The organism is Leptospira tipperaryensis, assembly GCF_001729245.1.
Taxonomy (GTDB): Bacteria; Spirochaetota; Leptospiria; order Leptospirales; family Leptospiraceae; genus Leptospira; species Leptospira tipperaryensis.
The window spans coordinates 3611336-3627623 of sequence record NZ_CP015217.1 but is presented as its reverse complement, the minus strand read 5'-3'; the positions used below and the strand labels follow the sequence as shown (position 1 = coordinate 3627623).

The window sequence follows — 16288 nt, the reverse complement described above, 5'->3', positions numbered from 1 at the left end:
GAAAATTCCAAATCGGAAAAAGTAGGAACTACTTTTTGAGTTCTTTTAGGTAGTTGATCAATTCCGGTGAAACCTGAATCGGTCTTTTGCGGTAGGTCTTCTTATATTCTTTTTTGAATTCTTTATGACAAGCTTTGCAAGACTGTTCATAGTCTTTTGTCTTCAGGGCTTCCTGAGAGATTTCGGTCCATTTCACTTTTTGTTCATCCAGCGCGAAGTTCGGAATTTCCGCTAAGATCTTTTCTATGTATTCCGGTTTCCCTTTTTTCGCGGCTTTGACCGCGAGTTTTGGATAGTCTTCCATAAAATCGTGAACCGTGGTTTCGATTTTTCGTTCCGGCTGCGCGCTCAAAGAAAAAGAAACAAGCGCGACTAACGCGATAGCGGAAAGCGAAATAAGAGTGATCGTTTTTTTCATTCAGGAATCCTCGAGTAGTGTCCAATGTCTTGGATCTTATTTGATAAGATCCATCACTGAGTAAGACAACTTTTTGGAATTCAGGTTCCCTCTTTTCGTAAATTCTGTCAATCTTAGAAAGGAAAGTCGACTCGATCCTTTTTTACATCTATTATTAATAATTCCACAATTAGAATATTTGAAAAAGAGGCGAATTAGGAATTCGTTTTGTACAAACTTATTTCCGGAATTGTAATCGGATAATCTCGGATTCGCTATAGAAGAAGCCAACTTCTTGTTAGCATCTGCTCGCGTCAGGCGCTTCGCATCAACTAAATGGAGAACTAAAAAGTAGATTGACATGCGGAAGTTAAAAGAACTAAAAACTTGTACGAAGCCGAAAAACGTCAGAAGAGCTTTTCATCGCATTTTCTGACAATGATTCGGATCGAAAAAAATTCAGGAGCTGCCTATGTTCACCTCATTCCATTGGAGTAAAGTAAAATGAAAAATTAAGGAGTATATCAATGAAATTCATCCCTATAAAATCTGATTCAAGCGAACTGCTTGAGCTCGAAAAAAATGTCATCGTTGAAGACGTTGTCGCAAGTGTACTACAAATGTATAATGCAAGCGAGCAGTTGCCCTTAGAGCCATGGATTGCGTATCTGTATGTGCAAGGAAACGATGTACTTGGTACTTGTGCCTTCAAATCACCCCCACAGGAAGGTCAAGTGGAGATAGCCTACTTCGTTTTTCCGGAATACGAGGGAAAGGGGTTAGGTACTTTCTTTGCAGCGTTCTTGGTTGCTCAGGCTCGTTTAGCATTCCCTCAGGTGATCGTTATGGCGCAGACTTTGCCGGAAAACAATGCATCCACACGCATACTCGAACGCCTGAATTTTGAGAAGACGGGTGAGTCTATTCACCCCGAGGACGGCAAGATTTGGCAATGGTCACGCAGATGACTTAACTTTCTGTTTCTCGCTTCGATCTCGACGATGGTCCCCGCGGCAGAGATCGAGGCGGTGTCAATAAATTGCTTTTCGAAAAAAAATCTTCTAAAAGAAGGATTCAATTTATTGACAGGAGCTGAGAGCTCGGTCCTGAAATTACGATCGATCTTGCTCCTAAGAAAAAACTTCAGGAGCCGCCCGAATTGATCCGGTGCGAGTTTCTTAGTCTAAGATTCGATTCCATTCCCGATCGTAATATCTCACGAGGGCTTGGTTGTCCAATCGATTGATCTCCACCGGAATTTTGGACATATCCGAAGGAAAGATTTGAATCGACTTGAGTTCTTCCGAATTTAAAAATCTAAGATCTTTCGGAAACTTTTCTTGGAATCGAATCGGTCTTTGTCCCGCGAGAACAAATCCCCATTCTCCAAAAGAAGGAACGTAGACGTGTAAGGGTAGAGTCTGAAAACCCAAGGATGCAATCGTCTTTTCTATACACCAATAGGAAGAGCGGGCGAACAATGGAGATGTGGATTGGATTTCCAAGACTGAAGTTTCGTTCATTCTTCTTTTGAGAACGTGAAAGAATGCGGTGGTATAAAGTTTTCCCAATGAGAAATTGCTCGGATCCGGAAAGTCTATGATCACAACGTCAAAGGTCTGATCGGATTCTTCCAACCATACGAACGCATCCGTGTTGATCACCTTTACTTTAGAATTTTTTAAACTTCCTTCGTTGAGTTCTTTTAACACCGTGTGATCGGTAAAAAGGCCCGTTACCGCAGGATCCAAATCGACTAACGTAACCGATTCTACTGTTTCGTGTTTGAGAATTTCTCTTACCGCCAGTCCGTCTCCTCCGCCTAACACCAAAACTTTTTTGGGAGCGGGATGCGCTAAGATCGCAGGATGAACCAAAGTCTCGTGATATCTATATTCGTCTCTTGAGGAGAATTGAAGATGTCCGTTTAAAAAAAGTCGTATTTCATTTTTCCATCTTGTAACGATGATTCTCTGAAACTGAGATTGTTTTGATAGAATGATTTCGTCCGTATAGAGAGTTTCCTCGCTATAGTATGTGATGAGATCCGAAAACGAAAAACCGAGAATCAATAGAGTAAGAACGATCACGGATTGTGCTCGGAGCAATATCATTCGAGAATGTTTGAGAGGTAAGGCCCAGGTTCCCCAGAGCGCGACTCCCGCATTCAAGATTCCGAATAGAAAACTGGTTCGTATTAGCCCGAGTTTCGGCGCAAAAAAAATGGGAAATAGAATCGAAGCGAGTAACGCTCCTACGTAATCCAAACTCAAAACGCGTGATACGAGTTCTTTAAACTGAAGTTCTTTTTTTAAGATTCTTAAGAGAACTGGAATTTCAAGACCCACTAAAATTCCTACGAGGATTACGAGCAAGAATAGAGGGATTTGAAAAAATCGGATCTGTCCGAAACTCAAGTAAAGAATCGCCGCGCTAAAACCTCCCACGAGTCCGATCGCGAGTTCGATTTCCAAAAACTTAGGGATCAAATCCTTTTCGACGTATTTGGACAACCAAGAACCTACTCCCATCGAAAAGAGATAAGTTCCGATGATCAATGAAAACTGAGTGACGGTTTCTCCAAGAAGATAGGAAGCGATGGTTCCGGCTAAGAGTTCGTAGACGAGGCCGCAGGAAGAAATGATGAGAACGGAAATATAAAGAGCTGTTTGCAAACGGTCTTACTTTCCTCCGGAATATCTCATAAAGTTTGTATAATGAGCTCTGTAAACTCCGGGATTTTCTCTCACGGTCTTTGGGACGTTCTCGATCTCATCTACGTTGCTCGAACCGCCTCCGAACATATTTGTATATGTCAGATAACCCGTAAGTCCTAACGCGTAGAGGGGATACAAAAGAGGTTTTAAATATTTCATAAGATCTGTCCTTTGAATCTATAAAGTTTCGAATTGAAAAACGATTCTTCTCTCATCATCTTTCTGATTTTCAATCATCGCTGGAGGAATAGGAAGAATCATCGTCATCGGAATCGTCCGAACTTCCGGTTGCAAAATCGCTATTCTCATTTCTCGAAGCCTCGAAGGAAAAACTTCGAAACATAGAATAGGGAACGGGTAACCAGATTCCCAACAAGAAAAGAAGATAGTAATACGATTGATCCACGTCTCTTCGAATCGTAAAATGTGCGGTCGTTCCCGTTCCTCTTGGAAAATCGGATTCCGATTCCACGCGGAGATAGTATTCTCCCGGTGGAACTTCTCCGATGATGATGTCCGCGGATTTATCTCCTTCGGTCCAGCGTTCCCCGTCGTCCACACCTTCGTAGTAGCTTACTTCCAAACCGGTATCATAAGCGATATCGGTCTGAGTGTTGATCAGAGCCAAAGAATAGTAGATGTAGTGATTGGAAAGATCGGGAACGTTCACTTTGATCTGAACGTTTTGTCTTCCGTTTCCTTCAAACTGAAAACTCTCGGTGACAAAGGAAGGATCCGTGGTTCCGCCCGGAGCCGGTTCTCGAACATACGGATATTCTTTTGCAAAAACTTCCTTGTCTTGAGAATTGAGACAAAATCCGATCTGAATCACGAGCATGATCGCCGAGAGCCAAACCGCGATTCGTACATTCCGTTTTCTTAATTTAGTATAAGGGTTTGGCTGAGCCGTACCGATTCCTTCCGGCTCCGGAAGTTCCAGGTCGCCCTGGATCGACTTTTTGAGCTCTTCCACGGGAACGTATTCTCCGATGGACCAAAAGAGTTCGTTCTGAGTTTTTTCGGAAGAAAGCATTTTCGGCGGAGCGATAAAGTCGGCGAGTTCCGCTGTATCTCCGGCGTGAATCTTGTAATAGAATTCCCCGTATGCAAAGTCGGTTCCGGCGTTCGAAGAATTGAAAAGTCTATATTCTTCTTTTTGAAATGTCTTTTTAGGAGGATAGGTTCCGATAACCGTTCTCGGAATAAAAGGAACCGGTTCGAAGACGGTCCAATGTCCGCTGGTTTCGTTTAACCAATAGTAGCCGCCGGTAAAATGAAGAAGATATTCCGTCCAAGGAAAGATTTGTCCGTCAGCGTGAACCGATTTTTTAACCACGCCCAAAACTTCGCATTCTTTTCCTTTGAGAGTGAGCTTGGTTCCGGGAGGAAGAAAAATTCTATCTTTGATCACTTCTTGAAACTTAGAAAGAATTTTCAACTTGTCCTGGCTCGTATCCATCACGGTTCCGCAGTATTCGCAGGCGACGGATTTGGAGAAGTCAGGACTTCTTTGACTCAAAGACGCCCCGCAGCCGAGACACTGGATCGCCTTTGCTTCTTCTATTTTTTGAAAACCTTGGAAAGTTTTCGGATCACGGAGGTTTATAAATTCGATCTGATCGAAGTTATAAATCATTCCTCGGAAGTAGAGCGGAGGAGTATGAGAATAATCTAATGTAGCAAACCAGCCCTGGTCGTTTGCAAGATCCAAAAGAACGGAAGTGGTTCCGGACTCGAAGCCGACGGGAAGTTCTCCTTCGCCGCCGACGCAGGTAGCGAGACCGATTTCTCGGATCATCCAGAGGTCGTTATCGAGTTTGAGAGTATCACCGGCCCTTAGGAGTTGTTTGGAAGTTTTGGAAGTGATAAAATAAACGTCGGGAGGAGTTTCTAAATCTCGGATCGCATCGTGTTCTGGAAAAACTTCGTTCTGAGAAGTCGGTCGAAGTTGAGTGATCATGAACTGACCCTGCGCTTCGGCGAGCCAGATCGACTTACCGTCTTGAGAGATCGCGTGCCATTCGTTCCAGGTTCCAAGGCTGTATTGTTGCTGAATCCTTCCTACGACTTGAAATTGAATACCGTCTTTCGTTTTACCGGAGGTTCCTACTTGAATCGGAGAAAGGTCCGGGACGAGTTCCCCGACCTTGCCGAGACTCTCAAGGGATTGGTTCTTTTGAACGGTTAGAGTCTTACAATTCGGACAGACTCCGTAAATCGAAGCCTTGCTTTGAAAGGGGACGGGCGCGCCGCAGTTCGGACAACTCAGTTCTAACACAAGGATAGGTTGTATCTAGACAAGAATTCCCTGTCACCTGAATTTCTAGAAAATCAATTGAAAAAAAGAGTTTGGCGCGTGGGCGAATCCGTTTCGAGACGAGGAATTTTCTTTCCAAGACGCCCACCGGGCTCTCGGCTCTTATCAACAAATTGAAAAATTACTCCGAAAGAATTCTCTGCGGGAAGAGCCAATTTGTTGATACCGCGTCGATCCCTCGCGCGTAGTCGATTAACGTTTTGCTTTACGACGATCGCGGAGATAGGCTGCGTCTACTTCGCCGAGAGGTTTTTCCAATTCTTCTAAGGCGGGATCTTGCCAGTAAGTATCGTAGAGATTCTCACCCGAATACGCGTGGAAATGATTGTCAAAGTGGATTCTTGCAAACTCGTCTTTTCGAGTAAACATCGCTCTGTTGATCTCGTTTAGGATTCCAATAAAGTCTTCGCTTTCCGGATCCGCGGGAAAATCGGAAAGATATTCCATCGAAAGTAGGATCACATACTTTCTGGATTGTTTGAGAAGTTTTAGAGATTCGTAAAGTAGTTCTAATTTGATCGGTTGGAGATACGGTCTTGTGTTGTCTGCGATCAGTTTTTTTTGTTCGGCGGCGGCCAATTCCCGATAACCGAGTTCGAGGTGTTTTTTCGGTCGAGGTTCCGTACCACGGACGGCTTGGTAACCGAGGGATGCCAGTTCTCCTCGAATCGTTTTCTTACTCGATTCGATCACGCTCGAATACAAAATTACGAGTAGATCTTGAGTTCGTTTGAGTTCTGCGTAGGATCTTTCCAGATCAAATTGAAAGTAGAGTTGGTTTGTTTCTACGTGGTGTTGAATGATTCTTTTGTAGAGGGCTTTGTCCGTTTCGGAGCCGATGTTCGAAATCGAGCTGTTCATCGATTTGATGAGGAACTCGTTTACCTTGAGTCCCTTTTCAACACGGACCAAATGAGTAGCACCGTTGCTCGCAAGGTCCGCGGATATGGAAACGGGGATCCAGAGTATAAGAGCGATTCCGATTCCCAAAGCGAACTTCATACAACTAGTTTCGGGAAATCGAAGCCTGAAATTCAATCCGGACTGAAATAATAGACGGTTCCAGTTTTAGAGACTTATGTCCGCTACTGAATTTACAACCTGAGCCGATTCTTTCGAAGGCTCTTATCAAGAAATTTTCCTCCTTTTGAAATCAATCCTAAATTTCACTTCAGGTTATCTTCTAATATAAATTGAAACTCGAAATGGAAGAGGAATTCAGTCGGAGCGCAAGAAAATAAAAACGAAGTGAGCTTTTCCTTTTTAAGAATGAGTTTGTATTTCCGGCCAAATGAAAATACATTCAAAATACTTAATTTTATACAATGAGGAAGGATATGTTTTTAATTCGAATGTGCTCTTTGGTATCGATTTTGGTTTGTGTTTTGTTTTTTACGTTTTGCTCCACCACGCAGAAAATCTATCTTTTGTCTTATGAAAACTTAGATGGAAAAAGGATTCCTGAAAATATACAAAGTCTTGCGGGAGAAAAAAAAGAAGGCAAGGACTGTGGATTCTCATACAGTCTTGCAGGAGCTTTTAAAAATGCGGTCGCAAATACGGATTACGATACGATTATAGAAGCGGAGGTCACGCACACAACGGGACCATTTGCTCCGATGCACTGTATTCTTGTTAAAGGATTTGCGATGAACAGCAATACGATTCCAAAGGAAGATCAAAAATGAAACTAGTTTTAAAATTCTTTTTGTGCGCGCTTTGTGTTTCGATTTTGAGCTGTTCTCAAGCTCATAGAAAAGTCGCATACGTCTCCGTAGAAAGACCGACTCCTAAAATGAAAACCGTTCTCTCCCAGCCGATTGAATTTGCAAAATATAGAATCGGTTTTGGCGGCCTTTTCCCAATTGGATTAAATTCTTATTTGAAAGAAGTGGAATCGGAAACTTCCAATTCTATCTTGAAAAATGTGGATATCGAAATGAAATTTCCCGTTTGTGTTTTACCTTTGATTCCGTTTGTATGTTTTGCGAAATACAATGTAATCGTAGAAGGTGATCGCAAAGAAAACTAGGAAGTTTATCGAATTCTAATTCTATTCAAAAAGTAACGAGCCGTTTGTTGATTCTAATGAGAAGAATCGGCAGATTCTCGGGTGGTAGAAGTGGAGTTCGATTCGAATCAATACGATCTCGTTTTATTTGTTTTGCTCGTGATATCGTTCTGTGTGGGGTTGTTTACGATTCTTTATTCAAAGAACGAAAGTATCAATCGTGGAATTCTCCTGTCTACTTCGCCTTCCGAAAACAAAGGTTTACGAATTCCATTCGATCTTTTAGAGTCGTTCGGGTTTGTTTCGGAAAAAGAGAAATATCGCGTAACCTACAAAAGAAAAACCGTAAAAATCGGAGTTATACTCTTATCGGAAAGTTTTCTTCTGCTTTATCAGAGTTTAGGAATTACAAACGATCTTTCAATCAGCTTGATCAAGTTAGTCGTGTTTGCTTCGATCGTAATCGGCCTTTGGGTCATTGTTAACGAACATAAGAGCGATCCGTTTGGGAATGCCAACGGTCCTCTTGAAATTCCGGATTGGAGAATTAGGGAATCGGTTTTAGAATTAATAAAAATGGAGAAAGTAAAAATCGACGACTGGGATTCGTTTGTTGATTACTTTCCCTACTTCGCATATCTTTTTCCTGTAGAAAACTTCGAACAAGACAATACTTATTATTTTACGATGAATTTTGAAAATCTGTATTGGATCAACGGGTTTGATCAGGAAGTTCTTTCTCGATTGATGGAGATTGTGAAAGAATCGAACGGATTCTTTTTAAGAAAACCGTTTCCGGAAAAGAAAAAATCTAAATCTAAGAAAGCCAAAAGGAAGTAAAAGACGAACGTTTCATTTGAGTTTGTAGATCGCCTGATAAAAGGGTAAGGTTTTTTTAAAACGAAATTCTTCGATTGGTTGAAAACCTTCTGCCTTTAAGATAGAAGCGGGATCTCTGTTGAGATTGCAACCTTGTGCAAAATGATTCCAGAATGGATTGAGAAGGTTTTGTAAAATTTGTCCGACCTTCGAAGTCGCTTTTACGTGTTCCAAAATCAGAATTTTTCCACCACGTTTCAATCGTGACTTTGCGAAACGAATTGCATAGACCGGATCCGGAACCGTGCATAGAACGAGAGTAAAAATAATCGCATCCATACTGTTAGGTGGAATCAAGGATTCCAATTCCGGATTGCCCAGACCAAGAATTTCCATCCGAATTTTTGGACGTGGTTTCAAATCGAACTGAGTTTCCAATGAACGAATTCTATCTTTTGCTTTTTCCATCATAGACGCGGAAGGTTCGATTGCGATGACTTCGGCTTTGGAAGAATAAAAAGGAAAGTTGATTCCGGTGCCGCTTCCGATTTCAAGAATTCTTCCTTGTAAGGGTTGTATGAGATGTTTTCGTTTTCGAAAAAGAACGGTTTTTTCGATTCTATGCATAAAACGATCGTAAAAGCGCGCGAACATTCTCGCATAAAAAGATTCTTTTTCAAGTGCGGGGGAGCTTTGAGGTAGAATGGCGTAGTTCGGAATTTTTTCTTTTCGGGCGCGAGAAGCCGTCTTTGTTTTCTTTTTTGGGGCTTTTGATTTTGGTTTCATGAGACTTCGATCTTGTCTTATAAACGAAAAGGAATCAATCTAAAAATAGAATATTCTAAGAATTGAATTTATCTCGTTTTAAAAAAAGAAGAGCCGACCAAAAAAAGAACGCTGACTTTAAGTCGCAAAAAACTAAGATTTTAAATTAGCTTTTTTTCTTTCTCAAAAAACTTCTTATGAATGAGTTCTTGGATTTCGTTTTTATGATCGTCTGCGATGTTTACGAAAATGCTGTTTGCTTTTTTCCCGGAAGAACGAATGATCTCGGCTTCGAGAGTCATATCCTTTCCGTTGATTTTTGCGTGAAGGTGAATTCGATCCCCTTCAAACATGGTCATTCTTGAATCGAGAGCCACGCCGCCGGTTCCTATATCGAGAATCGTAACGGGATGTCGCTCCGTTTTTCCTTTGATCGTCATCTCCGCGTCCAAAGTGATTTTAACGCGGGCATTCTTTCTCTTTTGAATAGCTGGATCTCTGTATTCAAAAGAATCGTCGAATAAAGACTTCGTGCCGGCCATATAAGTTCAATTATCCTAATACCGAAAAATCCGTCAAAGTCAAATTAAGAACCGTCGGATCCGGTGATTCACAAGGTTGTCCATCCTGGTACGTCATCGTCAACAATTTCTCCGTTAATACGACTTCGGTTTTTGAAACGGTGTGAGCGTCTCTTCTGTGCATACACGCAGAAAGGGCCCCTTTTTCGGGAATATGCGAAGTCAGAAAGTTTTTTGATAAGAGTAAAAATTCTTCGGAGTTTGGAGGAGTTTTAGGAAGGAAGTGTTCTTTGAATACAGCTTCTCTTGAAACCTGAGCTTTCGGTCCTTGTGTAAAAGAACTCCCCATGATTTGAAACGATTCTTCGTTTGTAGTTACGGTAAAATCTTTTCCGTCCCAGACAAAAACGTCAGTTTTTTCGAGTGTGATTCTTACCAATTTGAACGGGTAAAAGTTAACGAGATCTTCCTCTTTTAATTTGTCGGGATTGACTTCGCTTAACAAACACGAACGAACTAGCAGTCCTCGGCTGGTCGGATTTCTGAGAAGTTTCAGAGTCGCTTCGTAAAAATTCAGAAGACAAAAAATCTCCTGAGAGGAATTGACTCCGATCCAAGTTCCTCCATAGTCTCCGTCGAGAGGAGATATCGCGTAAACCGGACCGTTTCCTATTTTTTGAGGAAGAGTAGAGGGTTTTCTTTTTACGGATTCGTCCCGATTAAAACCCAAACCGAAAGTCTTTGTTTCCCGATTTCTATAGATGATCGCAGTGCACATAACGTTATTGAGGTGAAAGATAAAAATCGATTCTCTGATTTTTGTCGGCTTCGTATTTTCCGGAACCCGGAATCAAGGGAAGAGTTTCACCGTAACCTCGAAACCGGATTCTTCCGAAAGGAACGGACTTGGAAAAGAAATATTCAAAAGCGGTCTTGGCTCGTTCTTCCGTCGTTATCTGATTTACTTCTTCGTCTCCTTGATGGGAAGAATGAGACTGTACTTCGATTTTGTATCCTGGGAATTCGTTTAACAAAGAACGGATTTTTCCGGGGAGACTCCACCATCTCGCTTCCACCTGGGATTCCGGAATCGAAATTCGAAGAGAGTTATCCTCTTCCAATACCAGAATTCCGGTTTTAAATTCTGCCCCCTTTCCGCCGGATTCTCTTCCCAATACGTCGGTAAATTTCCATTCGAAATAGAAGTCGCTTAACGAACCGACTCTCACCCCGGTTTCGTCCAGACCTTCCCAGGGAATTTCTTCCGCAGGAGCGCCGTTCCCCGACCAGGTTTTGACCTTTCTCTTAAAATCTGTATAAGGTGGTGTTTCGTATAACGTGATTTCCCAGGATTGAAGTGCGACGCCGTCAGTGGAAAGAAAAACTTTTAAGAGATCGTTTTTGCCGTCGTTGTCCGGAGTAAATTCTTTCGGAGAAACTGAAAGAGATAGATCGAAAGAATCTTTTGTGATCTGAAAAAAAGAAGGAAAGGATTGATAACGTTCGTATCGACTGTGAATCGTAAGCCTGTAATAGAAAACGCCTGAAGGAACCAGGTCGCCGCTTTGGTTTCTAAGATCCCATCTCCATTCCGAAGAAGGTTCCCCCGTATCACGAAAACGATACACGCTCTTTTCCTCGTTTCCATTCTTCTGAAAAATTTCTATCTCATAAGAATCGGATTTGATCTTGGGTGAAATAAAAGAATGAAATCGTACCGAGCTCTTTAAACTTCCCGGAAGATAGGAATACAATTTGGAATCGGAATACAAATCGACTCCGCCCGTCTCGTTACGAATCGTTAAGTCGTTTAACAAAGTTACGGATTCGTTTCTTCCTTTATCAAATCCGATCAATCGATACGAATAGAGTCCGCTCTGAAGTTGTTTACTGGAAAAGTCGGTCCCATCCCAGCTCAAGTTGGAAGGAACGTCTTTGAATTTCCAAGTATAAGATTTTATCACCTTCCCTTCGGTATCCAAAAATTCTCCGGTGAAGTTGTCTCCGAATTCTCCGAAAACTTTTTGTGAGATATTGATTCTGGAAGTCGAACGTTCTCCCGCTAAAAAAAGGACTCTTGTTTTTGCGCTGAGTTCGGAACTCGGAGGATGAGAATCGAGGAGGATCGATTTCTCTTCGGACAAAAGATTTTCCTTATTCTCCGTCAGCAATCTCAACCTGTATTTGTATTCTCCATCCGGTAATAAAAAACCTTTCGAGTCTTCTCCGCTCCAAAGAATGGATTCGGGAATCGTAATCTCAAGCGGAGAAAGTTTGTTCTCGTCTTGTAAAAATGGGAAAAGAGAAAATCCTTTTTTTCTTCGATGATCTGCTCGAAACGTTTTTACGATATCGTCCCCGGCGTTCTTGACGACCAATTCCCAATCAAACAAACGGGGAAGCGCGGATTTGGAAATTTTAAATTCTACGATATCATTTCTTCCGTCCCAATTCGGCGAGAAAGACTCGGAACTCGTTTTGATAAAAGTATCGGCGTTTAGAGAATATGAAAAAAATAAGAAGGAAGCTGCAATAGAAAGAATCCGGTTCCGCATGCAGTACATTCTAATTTGGTACGTTTTTTTTCCTATGTTTTTTTTAAGAACGGAGCACAACGTAAAATCAGGATTCTTTCGAAGGGGGACGGTTTCTTTTTCGAGCGCTCCCCAAATGAAAGGAACTTTTCACCGGAGAATCCACGTATTGTCTGAGAGCGTAATAAACCGAATTGAAAGCGAGTTCTTCCCAAGGGATTTCACTCGTGGAAAAGAGTTTTACTTCTTCGGACTCGGAGCTTTCGGAGAATTTTCCGTCCACGAGATCGGCTAAAAAGAACATATAGATCTGGCTGATTTGAGGAATGCTGTAGATACACTGAAGTCCGAGAATGTTGATCTGAGCGTTCGCCTCTTCGCTGGTTTCCCGGATCGCTCCTTCTTCCACGGTTTCCCGATTCTCCAGAAAACCTGCGGGAAGAGTCCAGTATCCCTTTCGAGGTTCGATCGCACGTTTGCAGAGAAGAATTTTTTCTTCCCAGATCGGAATACTTCCCACTACGACCTTCGGATTTTGGTAGTGGATCGTTCCGCAGTTGTCGCAGATATGTCGAGGTCGGTTGTCTCCCTCGGGAATCTTTTGTGAAACGGGCGATCCGCAAGAACTACAGTATTTCATACTTTTCTAATGCGATTCCAAGTAAGACCGGCTTCTATCAAAAGCCAAACCGTGAGTACGATCAAGGTTCCGCCGACTCCGGCGAGAAGAATGTTCGGAGAAGGTCCGAGTAAAAAATCGAAAAAGTTTCGAATCATCGCCCAAAGAGTCACCGTTAAAACAAACAACATAGGAATAAAAGCCACTTTGATTCTTTTCTTCGATTTGAGGAGGAAGACGGTTACAACCAGAAGTGCGAGTCCCGCCAAAAGTTGGTTCGTGGTTCCGAAAAGTTTCCACAACGCAAGTCCGGCCGGCTTTTTCTTTCCGTCTTGTTCTATCTCCATAAATGCAAACAGACCGATGGCAGCACAAGCGATGAGGCTGGAAACGTAACGATTACCTACGATCTTTTGAATCCACACGATACGAGTCGATTCGGCGATTTCTTCGATGTTGTAACGAAGAAGTCTTGTGGCGGAATCTAAAGACGTCAGAGCGAAGCTGATCACGATGAGCGCGATAAAACCCTGACCAAAGGCTTCCGGAATTCCGATCTGGGCTAAAAATCTTCCGGTTCCATAAATATAAGCGCCGACCTGCGGGGCCAATCCTTGAATTCCGGACCAGGAACGATAGAATCCGGACCATTCCGTCGCGGAGCTAAATCCGATCGTGCAGGCGATGACCGCGGAAAGACCTAACAACGATTCGCCGATCATTCCTCCGTAACCGATGGCTCTCGCGTCCACTTCTCTGTCCAATTGTTTTGCTGTAGTCCCCGAGCTGACTAACGCGTGAAAACCGGAAACGGCTCCGCAGGCGATCGTGATAAAAACAAAGGGAATCAAATCCAATCCGATCGAATCCGTTCGGATTGCTTCCGCGTTAAACGAAGAAAAATTCTGAAAGACCGCACCCGCAAAAAAACCCACATAGATCAGAATGATTCCGAGATACAACAAGAAAGAATTGATGTAGTCGCGACTTTGTAAGAGGAGCCAGATCGGAGTCACGGACGCTAAGAACGCGTAGAACAACAGGATGTATTTCCAACTTCCCGTAGAAGGGGAAGTATCCACGGAATCGAGTCCGGTCCATTGAAGAACTGAATTCTCCATTCCCAAAACCATCGACGCCAAGGTGGCGAGAACGCTTACGATGGTAAGGGGAGTCAGGCTCATTCCTTTTTTGTAATGTAGATAACCTACGATGATCGCAAGAATCATGATGGCCGCGGAAGGAATCACCGCTTCCGGGAAATGACTTCTCAAACGAATCGAAGGTTTTTCTTCGGTCCGAATTTCTCCGGGATGATCGTGAGCTTCCTTAGTCGGATTTTTAGAATCCGTAACCACGTTAGGCGGAACCTTTGCGATTTCAGTGATTGCAGTAGGATTGGAAGTCGGAATCTTTTTCGGATCTGCAGAAAACATTTCCGCAAGAACAAGAACAAATACTCCCATCGCGAGTGCGACTAAAAAGAAAATGATCGCGTGAAACAAACTTCGCGCGCGATGACCGAGAAGATCTTCTGCAACTTGGCCGATGCTCTTGCCCTGATTGCGAACGGAGACGACCAAAGCTCCGAAGTCGTGGACACAACCCACAAAAATACTTCCAAATACGACCCAAATCATGGCGGGAAGCCAACCCCAAATTACGGCGACCGCAGGTCCAAGGATAGGAGCCAATCCCGCAATGGATGCGTAGTGGTGGCCGAATAAGACGATCGGTTTTGTGGGAAGGTAGTCTACCCCATCGTTAAACTTGTGGGCCGGGGTGTCTGTCGTATTGTCCTTCAATTCGAAGATCGATCGGGAGATATAACCCGAATAAAATTTATATCCGAGGAAATAGACAAGGAAACAACCGAGGACTGCGATGAGTGGAAGCATATTAGGATGGATGGGGTTAAGAAAGGATCCGAGCAAACCTTTTTTCTGGGCTGAGGAAGAATTCCGTTTCGGATTCTTATAGAAGATTCTGAAAAAGAATTGATGAACGTATTTAATAGGGTTGAAAATCTGGAGGTAGAAGAGAATGCAAACTCGAAGTTTTGAACAGATTCGTTCCTCCTTAGAGGATATTATTTTCGACATCCAATCCGGATGTACGAACTGCGAGTGGTATATCTCCGTTGAAAAAATCATCTCTGCGTTGAATATTCGTAAGGAAGATTATTATAGAATTTTTTACGACCTTCGAAACGAAGTTCATTTTTCCTCCAGAGCTGCGTCCGGGTTTAACGAGACGCAGGCGGACTCTCTCATACAATTGCTTTCCAAAATTCTTAAGATAGAAGGGATCGGAGACGAATTTGCAAAAAGTGGAATATACTTCGACGACAATCATCTTGCTGAACTTCAAATCAATCTAAAGGAAAATATCCAGAATCGATTGGAAAGACACGAACTGGATAAAGAATTACTTTTGCTTTTGTCTTCCGCTACGATCGACTTTGACGATGCGTTCGATTCCTACTTTGACGATAAGTTTAACTTTGAAAGAATCGTCGTAAACGGAATCTCCGACTTTATGGAATCGAAATCGATTCAAAACGATTACGGAGCCGATGTCTTTTTAAAAAATCATATCTTTTCCATTCTCAACACAAAACTGTTTCATCTTCGGGAAATCACAAGAGAATACAGAGACCGAGCTTATTATGAGTTGTTCGGAGCGTTTCGCAAAAAGCCGAAAAAGAAAAAACCCGTATCCGTGTTTCAAGAGATGGATCCGGAAACACAAAGACATCTCGACGTTCTCGGTTTCGATGCGCCTTGCACTTTGGAAGAATTGAAAAAAAGATTCAAAGAGTTGATCAAGAAGTATCATCCGGACATCAACAAGGACGGATTGGAAATGACTCAGAGAATCATCGCTTCCTATAATTTTTTGATCATGAGGATGAGTTAGTTGTTCTTTTGGATTTCTCGCGGCGTTCCGGAGCCTTACATTCCTCCCGCACGACTCGAAATCGTTCACCCCTTGCACGCGATTCCTCCTTCGTCTTCTTCTAAAAAAATAGAAACCGAAGACAAGTCGTTGAGAGAGAATGTTTCCAAAGGTTTTTCCGAAGGAGCGAGTTCCGAATACAAAGCCAATTCTTCTCTGGGAGACGTGAAATCCAGACAAGGGGACTTTTTGTCTTCCCTGACCGCGCGAGATTTGATGACTTCTCCCGTCGTCAGCTTTGAAGAAAACGATCCGATCGAAAAAGCGGAAGAAATCTTTTTTCAAAAACGATTTCGACACGTTCCCGTGATCAAAGACGAATCTACGTTATGCGGAATTCTTTCGGATCGGGATTGGATGCGATGGCAATTGACTAAAGAAAAAGAAGTCGGATTAGCAAAAACGATAGGCGACATTATGAAAACAAAAGTTCTCTCGGTTCAGATGTACGCAGGAATCGGAGAAATTTCGAAAGTCCTTTTCGAGGAAAGAATCGGTTGTCTTCCGGTTGTCAACGAACAGGCCCAGATCATCGGAATGATCACTCGAAGCGACGTGCTCCGCGCGATTCTCAAAGTCAACGAAAGGGAATTTCTCGCTTGAGTCGGGAACGAATTCTTTTAGCTTTGA

17 protein-coding genes are annotated in these 16288 nt (G+C 42.7%); 6 read left to right on the top strand and 11 right to left on the bottom strand.

The window, feature by feature from the left end; translation table 11 throughout:
- Window positions 1-28 precede the first annotated feature (28 nt).
- Window positions 29-418 (bottom strand): hypothetical protein, encoded by a 390-nt coding sequence (locus A0128_RS17105; RefSeq protein ID WP_069608614.1) that lies wholly within the window; start codon window positions 416-418, stop codon window positions 29-31.
- A 506-nt stretch (window positions 419-924) separates the two neighbouring features.
- Here A0128_RS17105 and A0128_RS17095 point away from each other — a divergent pair.
- The gene (locus A0128_RS17095; protein WP_069608612.1) at window positions 925-1365 is read left to right on the top strand and encodes a GNAT family N-acetyltransferase; all 441 of its coding nucleotides are present in this window, start codon (window positions 925-927) and stop codon (window positions 1363-1365) included.
- Window positions 1366-1575: 210 nt separating this feature from the next.
- Here A0128_RS17095 and A0128_RS17090 read toward each other — a convergent pair whose 3' ends face one another.
- The 4 genes from A0128_RS17090 to A0128_RS17075 all read right to left on the bottom strand — a co-directional run bounded on the left by A0128_RS17090 (window position 1576) and on the right by A0128_RS17075 (window position 6433).
- Entirely contained in the window at window positions 1576-3072 is a 1497-nt protein-coding gene (locus A0128_RS17090) for a polyamine aminopropyltransferase (protein ID WP_069608611.1), read from the bottom strand.
- Window positions 3073-3078: 6 nt separating this feature from the next.
- On the bottom strand, window positions 3079-3273 hold the full coding sequence (locus A0128_RS17085; protein ID WP_069608610.1) for a DUF4806 domain-containing protein: 195 nt from the start codon (window positions 3271-3273) through the stop codon (window positions 3079-3081).
- A gap of 70 nt (window positions 3274-3343) precedes the next feature.
- On the bottom strand, window positions 3344-5392 hold the full coding sequence (locus A0128_RS17080) for a DUF4178 domain-containing protein (protein ID WP_069608609.1): 2049 nt from the start codon (window positions 5390-5392) through the stop codon (window positions 3344-3346).
- A 231-nt stretch (window positions 5393-5623) separates the two neighbouring features.
- Window positions 5624-6433 (bottom strand): adhesin OmpL37 family surface protein, encoded by an 810-nt coding sequence (locus tag A0128_RS17075; protein ID WP_069608608.1) that lies wholly within the window; start codon window positions 6431-6433, stop codon window positions 5624-5626.
- 335 nt (window positions 6434-6768) lie between these two features.
- Between A0128_RS17075 and A0128_RS17070 the strand changes: the two genes are divergently transcribed.
- The 3 genes from A0128_RS17070 to A0128_RS17060 all read left to right on the top strand — a co-directional run bounded on the left by A0128_RS17070 (window position 6769) and on the right by A0128_RS17060 (window position 8282).
- A complete protein-coding gene (locus A0128_RS17070) occupies window positions 6769-7119 on the top strand; it encodes a hypothetical protein (RefSeq protein WP_245667170.1) in 351 nt (116 codons plus the stop codon).
- Window positions 7116-7463, top strand: coding sequence for an LIC10260 family lipoprotein (locus A0128_RS17065; RefSeq protein ID WP_069608607.1), 348 nt, complete (start codon window positions 7116-7118; stop codon window positions 7461-7463). Before A0128_RS17070 ends, A0128_RS17065 begins: the two co-directional genes overlap by 4 nt.
- Before the next feature lie 81 nt (window positions 7464-7544).
- Window positions 7545-8282 (top strand): hypothetical protein, encoded by a 738-nt coding sequence (locus A0128_RS17060; protein WP_069608606.1) that lies wholly within the window; start codon window positions 7545-7547, stop codon window positions 8280-8282.
- Window positions 8283-8294: 12 nt separating this feature from the next.
- On the opposite strand, the gene A0128_RS17055 is transcribed toward A0128_RS17060, so the two are convergent.
- The 6 genes from A0128_RS17055 to A0128_RS17030 all read right to left on the bottom strand — a co-directional run bounded on the left by A0128_RS17055 (window position 8295) and on the right by A0128_RS17030 (window position 14598).
- Window positions 8295-9047, bottom strand: a complete 753-nt coding sequence (locus tag A0128_RS17055; RefSeq protein ID WP_069608605.1) for a class I SAM-dependent methyltransferase — start codon at window positions 9045-9047, stop codon at window positions 8295-8297.
- A 140-nt stretch (window positions 9048-9187) separates the two neighbouring features.
- Entirely contained in the window at window positions 9188-9568 is a 381-nt protein-coding gene (locus tag A0128_RS17050; protein ID WP_069608604.1) for a PilZ domain-containing protein, read from the bottom strand.
- A gap of 10 nt (window positions 9569-9578) precedes the next feature.
- Window positions 9579-10325 (bottom strand): NRDE family protein, encoded by a 747-nt coding sequence (locus tag A0128_RS17045; protein WP_069608603.1) that lies wholly within the window; start codon window positions 10323-10325, stop codon window positions 9579-9581.
- A 4-nt stretch (window positions 10326-10329) separates the two neighbouring features.
- Complete coding sequence (gene lsa66, locus A0128_RS17040; RefSeq protein WP_069608602.1) at window positions 10330-12102, bottom strand: fibronectin-binding adhesin Lsa66; 1773 nt, start codon at window positions 12100-12102, stop codon at window positions 10330-10332.
- Window positions 12103-12169: 67 nt separating this feature from the next.
- On the bottom strand, window positions 12170-12721 hold the full coding sequence (locus A0128_RS17035) for an NUDIX hydrolase (protein ID WP_069608601.1): 552 nt from the start codon (window positions 12719-12721) through the stop codon (window positions 12170-12172).
- Window positions 12718-14598: a carbon starvation CstA family protein gene (locus tag A0128_RS17030; protein WP_069609368.1), complete on the bottom strand. Its 1881-nt coding sequence runs from the start codon at window positions 14596-14598 to the stop codon at window positions 12718-12720. Before A0128_RS17030 ends, A0128_RS17035 begins: the two co-directional genes overlap by 4 nt.
- 145 nt (window positions 14599-14743) lie before the next feature.
- Here A0128_RS17030 and A0128_RS17025 point away from each other — a divergent pair, with 145 nt between their 5' ends.
- Both A0128_RS17025 and A0128_RS17020 read left to right on the top strand, forming a co-directional pair.
- Complete coding sequence (locus A0128_RS17025; RefSeq protein WP_069608600.1) at window positions 14744-15619, top strand: J domain-containing protein; 876 nt, start codon at window positions 14744-14746, stop codon at window positions 15617-15619.
- Complete coding sequence (locus tag A0128_RS17020) at window positions 15620-16261, top strand: CBS domain-containing protein (protein WP_069608599.1); 642 nt, start codon at window positions 15620-15622, stop codon at window positions 16259-16261.
- Window positions 16262-16288 lie beyond the last annotated feature (27 nt).